The sequence below is a fragment of the Crocosphaera watsonii WH 8501 genome, from assembly GCF_000167195.1.
Taxonomy (GTDB): Bacteria; Cyanobacteriota; Cyanobacteriia; order Cyanobacteriales; family Microcystaceae; genus Crocosphaera; species Crocosphaera watsonii.
In genome coordinates, this window is the sequence record NZ_AADV02000136.1 from 1 (window position 1) to 11,469 (window position 11,469).

At 36.1% G+C, this 11,469-nt stretch carries 14 protein-coding genes and 3 pseudogenes; 11 read left to right on the forward strand and 6 right to left on the reverse strand.

All coding sequences use genetic code 11. The features are described from left to right. Positions 1–647: pseudogene (locus CWATDRAFT_RS25330) on the reverse strand (IS66-like element ISCwa4 family transposase); the annotation flags it as partial. Between the two features lie 244 nt (positions 648–891). Between CWATDRAFT_RS25330 and CWATDRAFT_RS25335 the strand changes: the two are divergent. From CWATDRAFT_RS25335 to CWATDRAFT_RS25365, 8 genes are all read left to right on the forward strand, one after another. Beyond that, positions 892–1,524 (forward strand): hypothetical protein, encoded by a 633-nt coding sequence (locus CWATDRAFT_RS25335; RefSeq protein ID WP_007307676.1) that lies wholly within the window; start codon positions 892–894, stop codon positions 1,522–1,524. A gap of 181 nt (positions 1,525–1,705) precedes the next feature. Next, entirely contained in the window at positions 1,706–1,978 is a 273-nt protein-coding gene (locus tag CWATDRAFT_RS25340; RefSeq protein ID WP_232287201.1) for a type II toxin-antitoxin system HicB family antitoxin, read from the forward strand. 2 nt (positions 1,979–1,980) lie between these two features. Then, entirely contained in the window at positions 1,981–2,199 is a 219-nt protein-coding gene (locus CWATDRAFT_RS25345; RefSeq protein ID WP_007307678.1) for a type II toxin-antitoxin system HicA family toxin, read from the forward strand. 168 nt (positions 2,200–2,367) lie between these two features. Further along, positions 2,368–2,835: a DUF29 domain-containing protein gene (locus CWATDRAFT_RS25350; protein ID WP_007307679.1), complete on the forward strand. Its 468-nt coding sequence runs from the start codon at positions 2,368–2,370 to the stop codon at positions 2,833–2,835. A 77-nt stretch (positions 2,836–2,912) separates the two neighbouring features. Continuing rightward, on the forward strand, positions 2,913–3,173 hold the full coding sequence (locus CWATDRAFT_RS25355; RefSeq protein WP_007307680.1) for a DUF4926 domain-containing protein: 261 nt from the start codon (positions 2,913–2,915) through the stop codon (positions 3,171–3,173). A gap of 174 nt (positions 3,174–3,347) precedes the next feature. Then, complete coding sequence (locus CWATDRAFT_RS36270) at positions 3,348–3,464, forward strand: type II toxin-antitoxin system HicB family antitoxin (RefSeq protein WP_007307681.1); 117 nt, start codon at positions 3,348–3,350, stop codon at positions 3,462–3,464. Between the two features lie 121 nt (positions 3,465–3,585). After that, positions 3,586–3,810, forward strand: coding sequence for a hypothetical protein (locus tag CWATDRAFT_RS25360; RefSeq protein ID WP_007307682.1), 225 nt, complete (start codon positions 3,586–3,588; stop codon positions 3,808–3,810). Then, positions 3,800–4,222, forward strand: coding sequence for a putative toxin-antitoxin system toxin component, PIN family (locus CWATDRAFT_RS25365; protein ID WP_007307683.1), 423 nt, complete (start codon positions 3,800–3,802; stop codon positions 4,220–4,222). The genes CWATDRAFT_RS25360 and CWATDRAFT_RS25365 overlap by 11 nt, the downstream gene beginning before the upstream one ends. A 100-nt stretch (positions 4,223–4,322) precedes the next feature. Here the strand turns inward: CWATDRAFT_RS25365 and CWATDRAFT_RS25370 are convergent, their stop codons facing one another. After that, positions 4,323–5,666, reverse strand: coding sequence for a DUF3370 domain-containing protein (locus CWATDRAFT_RS25370; RefSeq protein WP_007307684.1), 1,344 nt, complete (start codon positions 5,664–5,666; stop codon positions 4,323–4,325). A gap of 166 nt (positions 5,667–5,832) precedes the next feature. Here CWATDRAFT_RS25370 and CWATDRAFT_RS25375 point away from each other — a divergent pair, with 166 nt between their 5' ends. Further along, the gene (locus CWATDRAFT_RS25375) at positions 5,833–5,943 is read left to right on the forward strand and encodes a hypothetical protein (protein WP_035828749.1); all 111 of its coding nucleotides are present in this window, start codon (positions 5,833–5,835) and stop codon (positions 5,941–5,943) included. A 153-nt stretch (positions 5,944–6,096) separates the two neighbouring features. Here CWATDRAFT_RS25375 and CWATDRAFT_RS36275 read toward each other — a convergent pair whose 3' ends face one another. Both CWATDRAFT_RS36275 and CWATDRAFT_RS25380 read right to left on the reverse strand, forming a co-directional pair. Continuing rightward, a complete protein-coding gene (locus CWATDRAFT_RS36275) occupies positions 6,097–6,270 on the reverse strand; it encodes a PEP-CTERM sorting domain-containing protein (RefSeq protein WP_081451010.1) in 174 nt (57 codons plus the stop codon). A 112-nt stretch (positions 6,271–6,382) separates the two neighbouring features. Next, complete coding sequence (locus tag CWATDRAFT_RS25380; RefSeq protein WP_007303072.1) at positions 6,383–6,778, reverse strand: hypothetical protein; 396 nt, start codon at positions 6,776–6,778, stop codon at positions 6,383–6,385. A gap of 79 nt (positions 6,779–6,857) precedes the next feature. On the opposite strand from CWATDRAFT_RS25380, the pseudogene CWATDRAFT_RS40505 reads away from it, so the two are divergent. After that, positions 6,858–8,296 (forward strand): annotated as a pseudogene (locus CWATDRAFT_RS40505) (NF041680 family putative transposase). A 188-nt stretch (positions 8,297–8,484) separates the two neighbouring features. On the opposite strand, the gene def reads toward CWATDRAFT_RS40505, so the two are convergent. Continuing rightward, positions 8,485–9,006, reverse strand: coding sequence for a peptide deformylase (def, locus tag CWATDRAFT_RS25390; RefSeq protein WP_007307687.1), 522 nt, complete (start codon positions 9,004–9,006; stop codon positions 8,485–8,487). A 173-nt stretch (positions 9,007–9,179) separates the two neighbouring features. Between def and dnaA the strand changes: the two genes are divergently transcribed. Further along, on the forward strand, positions 9,180–10,547 hold the full coding sequence (gene dnaA, locus CWATDRAFT_RS25395; RefSeq protein ID WP_007307688.1) for a chromosomal replication initiator protein DnaA: 1,368 nt from the start codon (positions 9,180–9,182) through the stop codon (positions 10,545–10,547). 243 nt (positions 10,548–10,790) lie between these two features. Here dnaA and CWATDRAFT_RS25400 read toward each other — a convergent pair. After that, positions 10,791–11,396, reverse strand: a pseudogene (locus tag CWATDRAFT_RS25400) (group II intron maturase-specific domain-containing protein); the annotation flags it as partial. Positions 11,397–11,469: the final 73 nt, after the last annotated feature.

An 11,469-nucleotide genomic window follows, 5' to 3' on the forward strand; every position in this document is an offset into this window, starting at 1 on the left:
TGTTCCTGTTTACGCCATGTAAGATTACCCCCATAGCCAAGCCAGCCCAGGATGCTACTTAATCGCGCCCCATAACGGAATCCTTCTTTAACTCCCAATGGAACAGGACTGTAATCTGACCATCCACAACTAGGACATTTATAGAATCCGCGACGATATTCCCTGATTTCTATGGGTTGGTCTACTACTTCAGCCACTTGCTGGACTTTTTCGGGAACTACTTCATCTCGTTCCACTGAACCCCCACAAACAGGACAGTTTTCTAGTTCTAAAGGGACTATCTTATCGGGCTGACCAAAACCATTACGGGTCTTCCCTGGGTGGTCATATTTTGGTCCGCGTTTAAATCCTTTTTTGCGTTTCTTTTTGTCAGAAGGCTTTTTTAGTGGGTCTGATGATGGGGGGACTGAACTGTTTTTTGAGTTACGGTTTTTTAGCTTATCTCTCTCTTCTTTCAATTTTTCAATTTCTTGCTGTTGTGTAGAGATTTGTTGTTGTTGCTGGTCAATCAGTCTTTGTTGAAGAGATAACTGTTGTTGTGCCTTGACTAGCCACTCAATCATGAAGACATTGTTCGCCAACTGTTCATCGGCGATAGCTCTAACTAGCTTTGAATCAATGGTAGCATTTGTGGTCATAACCCCCACTATACATAAAAATCCCCGATTTTACCTTTATGTTGTCAAGACAGATTCTTTATTGCGGTGAGCAATTACGATTAATTTTCAAATAAATTCTATCATTGGTTGGAACAAGTTACAAATTAACTTCAAATCATTATCTTTCAGTATTTTATCAGGTGTTGCTTGGGCTAATTTCGGAAACCCTCAATTAGTCCAAGCTTTAACTCTCATTCCTTCCGATCTTAATCCTGGTGATCAGTATCGTTTAGTGTTTGTTACCTCAACAACCAGGAATGCACTTAGCACTCAAATTAGTGATTATAATGCTTTTGTCGATGCCACAGCTAAGGCAGAAGATTCACTTTTAAAGGATCTAGATACCACTTGGAATGCTATTGGTTCTACCTCAACAGTGGATGCTAGAGATAATACAAACACAAACCCAGAAGAGAATATAGGAGTACCCATTTATTTGATTGATGGTAATAGGGTAGCTAATAATAACGCTGATTTGTGGGACGGATCGATATTAGTACAAATTGACCGAACAGAAAAAGATAATGTAGTTGATCGAACCCCACCATTTGGTTTTACGAATGTCTGGACTGGCACAAATTTTGAGGGATTTGGTAGACTAAACGATGAGTTAGGGACTAATAACCCACATCCAGTTCGAGGAATCGCAAATCTATCGGGAATATCAACTGGACAATCATGGATAGCAGGGAGTTTCAATATAGGTATCGATTCTAGCTTCTTATTTGCAATGTATGGAATGTCGGGAACACTAACAGTTCCTTCTGTTGTTGCTCCTTCTACCCCTGAACCAAATGGTCTTTTAGGTTTGTTAACATTAGGAGGTTTAATCTTAGCAGGAACAGTTTCTAAGTCCAGAAAATAACTCTCATTCCTGAGACAGAACAAGTTGTACTATGTTGATTGTAGGGTGGGTATTGCTCACCCTATAATTTGATTATAGTTAGTCTATTTTATTAAAGTTAGTGATTGCAGTTATATAAAAATATGAAATTACCACGCAAATACTACAAACTATAAATAAGTTATAATATAATAGGTTCAGATTGAGTACATTGATCAAGAGTACAATGCTATTAGTTGATTATTGTGAAAAAGCTTTAAAAAAAGCAAAATATAAACGGTTAAACGATGGAACTTGGTTTGCTGAAATAGATGGTTTCCAAGGTGTTTGGGGAAATGGATTAACCATTGAAGAATGCAGACAAGACTTATTAGAAGTTCTAGAAGAATGGATCATTCTAAAACTACAAGATGGTGATAACTTACCCATTGTAGATGATTTACAAATTAAAGTAACAACGGTTTCTGATATTTAAAAATGCCATCAGCTATTTCTCGTAGAAATTTAATCAAAAAGTTTAAATCACTAGGTTATACGGGCCCTTATTCTGGTAAAAAAAAACATCAGTTTATGACAAAAGGTTCACAAAAAATTCGTATTCCTAACCCTCATGGAAGTCAAGATATTTCTATTGATTTAGTAAAAGAAATACTCAAACAAGCAGATATTTCTAATGAAGATTGGGACAATGCTTAATTTTTTCCCATTCTTCAAGAGAAGCTCTCGTAATATTTTCTTTGTTCACGTTTGTTAGCCTTCCTTGCACGAATAATTCGTTAGGGTGGGCAATGCCCACTTTAAGTTATAATATAGGATATTTAAAGATAACTTATCAAGTATGAATTCTTTTAAAGTATTAATGATATGTCTAAGAAACTTTACGATCAAGATTTTAAAAAATGGATAGAAACAACTATCTATCAATTACAAAAGGGTGACTTTTCCTCTTTAGATATTTATAACTTAATTGAGGAATTAACAGAGTTGGGAAAATCAGAAAAAAGAGCATTAGAAAGTAATTTGATGATTCTCTTAGCTCATTTACTTAAACTAAAAGTACAACAGGATGCACCGTCATCTATGAAAGATAGTTGGTATCGTTCTATTATTGAACATCGTCAACGAGTTCAGAAAAATTTAAAAGATACACCGTCCCTTAAATCTTATCTAGAAACTGCCATTAAAAAAGCTTACACTGATGCTAGAAAAATCGCTATTAAAGAGGGTAAACTTGCTAATTTTGGGGTTCGTATTCCTCAAGAAAATGAATCTCCTAAAAATTGTCCTTTTTTTCAAAAACAGATATTAGATGAAGATTTTTATGGTAATTAATTGAATATATTATGATAATATTAATTCTTAAATAAGTCTAACCCTCGTCTGATTTCTGCATTTATTAGGTGAATATTATGACCAATATTTTAAGTTTAGACACAGTCGCTATTATTAATCCTATTGCTAAGGAAAGATTGACATTAGTTGAACCAGAATATGAGTCTGTTAAAAGTTTACCTAGTGGACAAGTCGGAACGGTTGTAGAAGTTTATGAAAGAGAAGGCGAAAAGTATTATTTAGTTGAATTTTCTGATAAACAAGGACAAGAATATGCAATGGCAATTTTAAAAGAACATGAATTACTTGTGTTACATTATACTCTTGAAGTTGCCTAATCAAAATTTATTTAGTTTTTGACAAAGGAATTAAACAAGCTTATAGGTGAAACTTTTCAAGATTTGATTGCTGAAGAAATGGAAACTTTACCTCATGATGATGAAATGGATTAAATATTCAGTATTGTCTATTTTTGCGTTATTATAAGTAAATAAATTATCTAGAAAACAATTATGAAAGGAGAATTAACAGCAATTATTGAAGCAGCAGAAGAAGGAGGATATTGGGCTATTTGTCCTGAAATTCCTGGTGCTAATGGTCAAGGAGAAACCATTGAAGAAGCAAAATAAAGCTTAAAAAGTGCCATTAAATTAATTTTTGAAGATCGTTTAGCTGATAGCGATCGAGGACTTCCAGAAAATGCCATCAATTGATTATGTTATAATGATTTCTAATAATTAAGTAATAAACATGACTACAATTACTCTTGAAGTTCCTTCTGAAATTGCAGAAGCTTATGAAATTTCTTCCCCAGAAGAAAAACAACAAATTCAATATCTTATTACCCTTTTACTTAAAAGAGAAGATGAAAATGATCTTGAATTCTTAAGAAAAATCATGGACGAAATAAGTGATAGAGCAATAGCTAGAGGTTTAACCCCAGAAATTTTAGAATCAATTATTAATGAACCGTAAACAATTCTTTGTTATCGATACCAATGTTTTGGTTAGTGCTGTTTTGTTCAAAAATAGCAAAGCACGTCAAGCTTTGAACAAAGCTCAAAATATCGGTAAAGTATTAATGTCTTCCTCTCTTCTATTAGAAGTAGAAGATGTTTTATTTAGACCTAAATTTGATAAATATGTAACTCAATTTGAACGAAGGTTTTTTCTGAGTAATTTTCTCAAAACAGTTAAATTTGTAGAAGTTAGAGAAATTATCAATATTTGCCGTGATCCAAAAGACAACAAAATTCTTGCTTTAGCTGTAGATGGAAAAGTAGAATCTATTATTACAGGAGATCAAGACTTACTTATTTTAAATGTATTTGAAAATGTAAAAATAATGAAAACTCAAGAATTTATTGATTTAGATAAGGAGAATTAACAGCCATTATTATCTAAAAATTTCGGTGGCTCAATGGATAATTAAGAGTTAATCCATAAGAGCCATTTCTGTTACAATGAAATGAAATTAATTAAGAAAATTATTCATCAGTTTGGATAGTTAACACTTGAGGGGGTGTAGCATCAGGGGGATAAAGAAAATCCAAGCTGACAAGTCGCCATCTTTTCGGGGGAATAGTTTGACTCACAAGGGTTTCTCCCATTTGACCTCGATGTTGTACTAAATGAAAATAGCGATTTTGCCAAGTTGCTTCTTCATCAATGTAGCGAACTTGAATCGGTCCTCGGAAGAAAACAGATGAAGAAACAGGAGACAGAAAACGTAATCCATCTGTTAAAGTATCTTGTTTTAAAGGGGTTTGTAGGCGAACCGTCACTGTTTGCGGCTGTCCGGTTGGGTTATAAAGGGGTAGGGTGAGGCTATATTGTACGCCATAATTGCCATGAGCTTCATAAGCTGTATCAGGATAACGCACTAACATAGGTGCGGTTTGTACTTGATTGGTTCCGAAGGTTCCCCCGGATAGGGTACTTAGTCCATAAGAAATAGATTCTCCCACCGCAGGAATAGTCAGGTATCCTGTTTCATCTGTTATTCTCGTGTTCCAAACGGACCCCTGAGACACTCCAGCTACTCTTCCATAGATCAAGTTACTGGCGTTGGGAGGTGAAGGAGGGCGATCTCGTGGGGTGACTAACTCCCCTTCTTTGAGCAGTTTTTCCCATTCTGTCCTGGTTGGGGGGCGTTCAACTCCTGTAACCTCGTCAATGGGGGCATATTTAGCTAAACTAGCTCCATAAATCCCTCCATTACTTTCTAAACGCACATAGGTGGAACGTCCATTTAACGGTGGGGAGAGTTCTTTGACCGGAATGGGTAAATTCAGTAACATCCGACTTTCCTTGGGTGGGATAACCAACTTGGGGGGAAAGATGTCTTGACGAATCCCTCGAAGGATATCCCCCATTACCCGACTACCAGGCCCAGCATAAACCCTCCCTAGAGGATCTTCAACTTGAGGGGGTAATTTCACAAAGGGGGCATCCGGTTGGCTCAAATGACTTGCACCTTGTAGAATTCTGATAGTGACGGGAGTTGTGGTGGGGTTGTGTAGAATAATCCCTAAATATAAGGTTCGTAAATCCTCTGGTGTCGGAGGTGAGGCCACATGATGGGCAAAAACATCAAACCGCCCACGGAATAAATAATTTAAGTGTGCGTTGGGATTTTGTTTCCCCAAGGGAGGAAAAGTTGATAGTAAGACTCCTTCATTTTTCACTAATTCAGGACTATTACTGTTAAAAACAGGGTTTGAATTCAGTTTTCCAGGTAAGGGACGAACCTCTTGGGGTTGAACAATTTCTTGGGGCGGTGCGTTGTCTATGGTTGTGTTATTGGCCAGGAGTAGGGGGAGGAATATCATCTCTAATTTTATGTTTTTATATGATCCTATCCCAACCCAGAGATTTTATTAGGAGTTCGGAGGCTGAAATTTGTTTTGAAACTTTAATCAAGCCTTGTGTAATAATAGAATTAATCTACTTTTCTACTCAAGCAGATTTGATAATACTATTGAGCGACACTAAGATATGGAACCTAACACAACACTAGACTGGGTTTTAGGAGTTATTGCGATCGCAATTTTGCTCTTAGGAATGTTGATGTTATTCGGAGGGACATCAGAGATTAATAAAAAATAATTGCTCACAGTCATACACTTGATTCAACAACAGTTTTAGTTTTTCCTTTTGAACAGATATTAGATGAAGATTTTTATGGAGTATAAACTAACACAAAAAAAGAAGACTATAAAATAAGTCTTCTTTTTGAAAAATCTTAAATTTTAGATGTTTTTATCCTTGACGACGCAAACCTAAAGCGGATGCACCCACAAGCAATAAACCAATTAAACTGGTGGGTTCAGGAGTTGATTGAGGAGTTTGAGCGATAATGATATCATCAAACTGATGACCCAAATTCAGAGCATTTGGTTGTTCCCAACTAATTGGACTTTGGATAAAAAACAATTGTTAGTGTAAATTTTACGCTAAACATATCTCCAGAGCTAAAATAGAGAATTAAGGTGATTTTAAAAACTCTCTTTCCATCTTTTTAGGGGATTTTAAATATTAAATAGCTTCATTCAGTTTCGGTTCCAATATAGATATCTAAGTAGCTTTCAGTTAGAGATTGAATGACTCGTTCTAATTCATCAATGAGATTTCTCCTAGTGAGTTTTTCTACAGCATCAATATGAGCAGAACTTCCGGCTCGTCCTAAATATTTATATTTGGTTTTTTTCTCATTATTAGTGGCCATAGGAAAAATTGATTCAGCAGCCTGTAGTTTATAATACCAGTAGATTGTTCCCTTTCCATTAACCTGATAACGAATAATATGACAATTAGCTGGTGCTACTTCCCCTTCCCGTTCAATTTTCTTTATTTTCTGTTTAAGAGAGCGAATTAGACTCTTAATTTGTTTGGCTCTCAGGTGGACATCTTGACTGGTCTTAAGTTCGGAATGTGATGACATTAGCCTTAACTGTAACAAACAACCTTTTTTGATGTTAGCGTATATATTCCGCTAATTTATAAGGTAATAAATTTTAAAAATGACCAAAAATGAAACGGCTACGTCTGTCGAGGAATTCCTGGTGTGGAGGTCTAACCTCTTCCAAGGACTAAAAGCTAGAAAAGAAACTATTATAGAATTACTCGATGCCCTCTCCAGTAACCAACAAGCTCACTCAGTCGTTGAATTGTCTCTCAACCCTTTATTTAGAAGAGATTATAACAGTTTATATAGAGGAATTCAAGAGTTTTTACCCACTCAAACTGACCCTAATTATGAACAGAGAATTGAGACTTTATTTTCAGCGGTATCGAGAACAATTCCTCCCACTTCAAAACATTATAACTTATTTGGTATTGACACAACTCCCTGTCCACGACCGTTTGCCGAAACGTTAGCGGATAAAACCTTTATTCATTACCCCAATCCAATTAAGGGAAATAAACCCATTAATATTGGACATTGTTATTCCGTTGTCTGCGCTTTACCTGACCAAATAGACACAGAAAAAGTCCCTTGGGCTGTCCCCTTATCAGGAGAGCGATTCCCCTCTAAACATAAAGGAGTAAATCAAGGCAATCAACAACTAAAAAAATCTGGCAAAGTTCTTTATTTTCTGATAAATTATCTGTATTAGTGGCTGATAGTGACTACAGCCAAAAGGATTTTATTGGGGAACAAGTTAAGCATGAAGACGTAGTTACTATTACAAGAGTTAGAAGTGACCGAGTTTTTTATCGTCAATTTATTCGGGACCCAAATCAAGCCAAAACTTCGGGACATCCCCGTTGGTATGGGGATAAATTTGACCTTAAAGATGACCAAACTTGGACTGAACCTGATGAAGTTCATCATGTTCCCTTTACAACGAAAAAAGGTCGTCAATTAACAGTGACTATTTCGGGATGGAAACAGATGTTAATGAGAGGAACTAAAAACTATAAAATGAACAATCACCCCTTTACTTTACTCCAGATTGTTGTCAGAGATCAAGAAAGAAATAGTATTTGGAAACCTATGTGGCTTATTGTTATTGGTTCTCGGCGCGATGAGTTAAGTTTAGTTGATTGTTATCAGTGTTATCGACAACGTTATGACATGGAACATCTTTTTCGATTTGGTAAACAAAGATTATTGATGACATCTTATTTAACTCCCGATGTACATCATGAAGAAAATTGGTTTAAACTAACACTTCTTTCTTCTGTAAATTTGTGGGCTGCCAGAAAATTAGCTGTGGTTTTACCCCGTGATTGGGAACAGTATTTGAAGACTAATAAATCCATCAAAATCACCCCTAGTCTAGTTCAAAGAGACTTTTCAAGAATAATTACGACCTTGGGGACTTTCGCCAAATTTCCCAAACGTCGAGGTTTTTCTTCCGGACGTATTAAAGGTTACAAAAAAGCCCCACGAACTCGTCATGATGTTATCAAGAAAGGGAGCAAAAAATCAACTGAAAACTTAAAAGCTCCTTAGTTTTCCTCAGAATCTATAGATTAGCCCTATTTGTCAGCCAATTTTATTGACTGATACAGAGCCGATATTTTGGGATTTTAGTTTAGCGTAAAATATACGCTAACAAACTTTTTTTGTCCAAAGTCCAATAGTAAAGTAAATATATCTAATTGTCATTAGTATGATTACTGATTATCGCTTAAGAAAAGTTAAGAAGCTGCCAAAGATTCCTGATCTACTAAATCTTCAGATTTGTCTACCCGATCGATAAACAAAATACCATTAAGATGATCTAATTCATGTTGAAAAATCCTGGCCACGAAATCCTTTAATTTTTGCTGCTGTAACTTACCATAACGATCTAAATATTCAACCGTAATTACCTTATATCTAGGTACTAAACCCCTTACTCCCGGAACACTCAAACATCCTTCCCAACCTTTGACTATTTCATCGTTATGGGAGATGATACGAGGGTTAATCATGATGGTAGGGTCCATCATCGGTGCATCAGGATAACGGGGGTTAGGATGGGAACATACAACAAATAAACGGTAAGATTGAGATACTTGGGGTGCAGCAATACCAACCCCGTTGGCATCCCTAGCTGTGGTTAAGAGGGTATCCATCAGTTGCTGTAATTTTTGGTCAGTAAGATCCTGCACCAGTTGAGCTTGTTGTCTTAAGATAGGATTACCGACTTGAGCTATTTCTAAATTAAGGTTTATCATAGATTTCTGTCCATCTTAAAAGTTCTATATCCATTATGACACTTATATAATTTTATTTTTTTCTATCCCTAATCCCTAACCCTCGTTTTTATTTTTGTTGTTGGGATAGATTAAAGTCTTAATTGATTTGAGAAAATTCTATTTCATTGCAAAAATTTAACTTTAAACTAAGAATGACTATATCACCTCAGTACATTTGGAATCAAGTTCTTGAGCGTCTTAAAATTCGATTAAATTCCACTGCTTATGAAACGTGGTTTGCTTCGGCAACTGTACAAACTGTGCAAGATGATTGTTTAATTATTCAAGTAGAAAATACTTTCATTGTTAATCATTTACGAAAAACTTATTATCCTTTGATTATGGAAGAAGTGGAGGGAGTTGTTGGTTATCCAGTCGAAATAAAGTTAACTACTGAACAGGAAAAAAACTTAAGACTTATTGATAAAAATAATGAGAACTTAACTCATAAAAATGCTACCAATAAGTTGATTCAAGACTCCCCTAAACTAAGTCAATTAAACCCTAATTATAATTTTTCTCGCTTTGTAGTAGGCCCCACCAATAGAATGGCTCATGCTGCTTCTTTAGCCGTTTCTGAATCACCAGGAAGGGAGTTTAACCCCTTATTTTTGTGTGGTGGTGTTGGTTTAGGAAAAACCCATTTAATGCAAGCCATCGCCCATTATCGCCTAGAATTGTACCCTAATGCTAATGTTTTTTATGTTTCTACTGAACAATTTACTAATGATTTAATTGCTTCTATTCGTCAAGATAGTATGGAATTTTTTAGAGAACATTATCGGACTGCTGACATTTTATTAGTGGATGATATTCAGTTTATTGAGGATAAAGAATACACCCAAGAAGAGTTTTTTCATACCTTTAATACTTTACACGAAGCAGGAAAACAAGTGGTGATTGCTTCTGATCGACCTCCCCAAAGAATTCCCACGTTACAAGATAGATTAGTGTCTCGTTTTTCTATGGGATTAATCGCCGATATTCAAGTACCAGATTGGGAAACAAGAATGGCTATTTTACAAAAAAAAGCAGAGTATGAAAACATTAGATTACCCCGTGATGTAATTGAATATATCGCCACTAATTACACATCAAATATTCGAGAATTAGAAGGGGCATTAATTAGGACAGTCACCTATATTTCTATTTCTGGACTGCCGATGAATGTGGAAAATATTGCCCCTGTGTTAAATCCTCCTATGGAACAAATTACGATTTCTCCTGAGATTATTATCACCATTGTTGCCGAAAATTTTCACCTATCGGTTGAGGATTTAAAAAGTAGTTCACGCCGTCGAGAAATTAGTTTAGCCCGACAAATTGGAATGTACTTAATGCGCCAACATACCGATTTAAGTTTACCCAGAATTGGGGAAGAATTTGGTGGAAAAGATCACACAACGGTTCTATATAGTTGCGATAAAATCTCTAAGTTACAGAAAAAAGATTGGGAACTTTCGCAACAATTATCTACATTGAGCGATCGCATTAATCTTGCTAGTAGGAATCAAGAATAATAACCATAGTTAGCTTACCAATACTGCGTAGGTTTTCAAAATTGTTTCTTGAGACAGAGATGGGGGAGATGGGGCAATACTGCTCGGGTAATACAATTATCTGTTGAGACAGGGATGGGGAAGAGGGGGAAGGGTGGTTCGAGAAAACATTATCTATTGATTAGGGGTCGAAGTGGTAGTCACCTACCACGACTCCCATTCCGAACCGTGCATGAGACTTTCACCTCACACGGCTCTCGGCAATTAGTCCTTTGTCATAGGTACTGTTAACACATCGTCTTTCCATTCATAGCCATTTTCTAACCAATCGTAGAGGTAGTCATTTTTGCTTTTGACATCATGACAGTGACGATGTAGAGCTTGAAGATTGTTGTAGGTATCCTTTCCACCTTTCGATTTGGGGATAATGTGGTCAACTTCTATCAAGTCTTCAGGTGTAAAGTATTGCTTACATTGAGGACATATACCTTTTTGTTTCTTTAAGAGTTTTGCGACTCTTGTTGGTGTCCCAGAATATGTACCTCGTCTTTTGCTCCAGTAAGTCCAGTTTCCGTCATAGGGTGAAGCTTCAGGTTTAACCAATGTGTGTCTCAATATTCCTGTTTCGGCGTGGTGATAGAGGACTGCTCCTTTTGTTTGGAATTTCCAGAATCCGTGTTTTCCGTATGAGAAATATTTTTTAAGAGCTTTAATCAATGGTGTCTCTTTCTTTTTCCTGCTTACTGTCCAAGCTCTAAGCATATTCCATAATATGTTGTCTTCGGATTTGAATGTTTTCTTACTGCAAACATTTCGGTAGTAATTACACCATCCTGGGATTATGGGATTTAATCTTGTGATAAAGCTTTTTGTAGGCTTTCGTGTTNGGTANCCAGCTCAATTCACTCCTCTTTTCTCTCCCCTNTTCTCTCCCTCTCTTCTC